2 protein-coding genes are annotated in these 1,421 nt (G+C 41.1%); both read right to left on the reverse strand.

The genetic code is table 11. From position 1 onward, the window contains the following. Positions 1-840 (reverse strand): IS3 family transposase (locus tag J2S07_RS21790; protein ID WP_307152463.1); only part of this gene is annotated, 840 nt, incomplete at its 3' end. Then, on the reverse strand, positions 837-1,349 hold the full coding sequence (locus tag J2S07_RS21795) for a transposase (protein WP_307152464.1): 513 nt from the start codon (positions 1,347-1,349) through the stop codon (positions 837-839). The genes J2S07_RS21790 and J2S07_RS21795, both read right to left, overlap by 4 nt. Positions 1,350-1,421: the final 72 nt, after the last annotated feature.

The raw sequence follows: 1,421 nt of genomic DNA on the forward strand, positions 1-1,421 counted from the left end.
ACAGTTATACCAATTTACAAATTTTAATGCCCATTTACGCGCAGCCTCAAGTGTTTCAAAGCCTTTGTACGGGAATTCAGGTCGATATTTTAGAGTTCGGAACATCGCTTCAGAATAGGGATTATCATTACTTACCCTAGGTCTTGAATAGGAGCTTTGGATCCCCAGTTTTTCAAGTAATACCTGAAATGTTGCGGCTTTCATAGGGCTCCCATTGTCGGAATGTAACACTAGTGGTCTTCCTTGAATCTTCTCGCGAATTACCGTCTTTTTCATTAACTCCTCAGCGTATTGTGACTCCTCTGTTTCCCAAATCTCCCAACCTACTATTTTTCTACTAAAAATATCGATAATTAAATAGAGTCGGTAATACATGCCTTTTACCGGTCCTTTTAACCAAGTAATATCCCACGTCCACACCTGGTTGGGTGCTGTTGCTAAATGGCTTTCTGGTAGTCTTCGTTCAGGTCTTTTGCTTCTTCCTCTATGATTTTGCATATTTTGCTCACGAAGCACTCGATAGAAACTAGATTCAGAGGCAATATAAATCCTTTGATCGGCTAATTTTGGGACAATTTGAGTGGGTGGTAAATCTACAAATTCCTCTTTTTTTACGACCTCTAAGATTTCTTTTCTTTCCTCTTCCGTTAGTTTATTTTTCGGCTCTGGACGTGATGCATGAGGTCGTCCATCTTCCTTAATTCCTCCTTCTGAAATCCACCGTTCATATGTGCGTACACTAATGTTCAATTCCTTGCACGCCAGGGCTAATCGCGCACCATTTCGGTTAGCTTCTTGGATGAGTTCTACGGCTAGTGCGCGATCTGACGGGTTAATCATTCGTCCTCTTGGTCCCCCCAGATCGCTTGGGCCTTTTTTCTGAGAAGTAAAAGGGCTGCAGCTTCTGCCAATGCTTTCTCCTTTTTACGCAAATCTTTTTCTAACGTTTTTGCACGTTTTTTCTCCTCTTTTAATTCTTGATTCAACTGCTTTGTTTGATTAGATTCCCGACCGTTTGCGGTTAGACAAGAATCACGCCATGTTTCAATTTGTTCTTTATATAGTCCTTTTTTTCGACAATACTCTGCTAGGTCTGCCTGATTCATGGTGTATGTTTCCATAACAACCAGGAACTTATCTTCACTACTCCACTGATCAGAACTTTGTCCATCTCCAGGAGTAGGGCTTCCAGCTATTCTAGCCTCTTTCCTCCACTTATATAGAGTGGGTTCAGTGATTCCAAGCTCTTTACTTAGCTGACTTACAGATTCATTGTTAGGGGGCATCATTCTATTGAGAATGGCCTTTTTCATCTCCTCCGTATAGCGTTTACCATTATTATTTTTCATGTCGATCAACCTCCGTGTGTTAGTTAAACTATACACTAAAGTTGTCTACGACATCTATCCTAACAGAGGGGG

The organism is Anoxybacillus andreesenii, from assembly GCF_030813005.1.
Taxonomy (GTDB): Bacteria; Bacillota; Bacilli; order Bacillales; family Cytobacillaceae; genus Robertmurraya; species Robertmurraya andreesenii.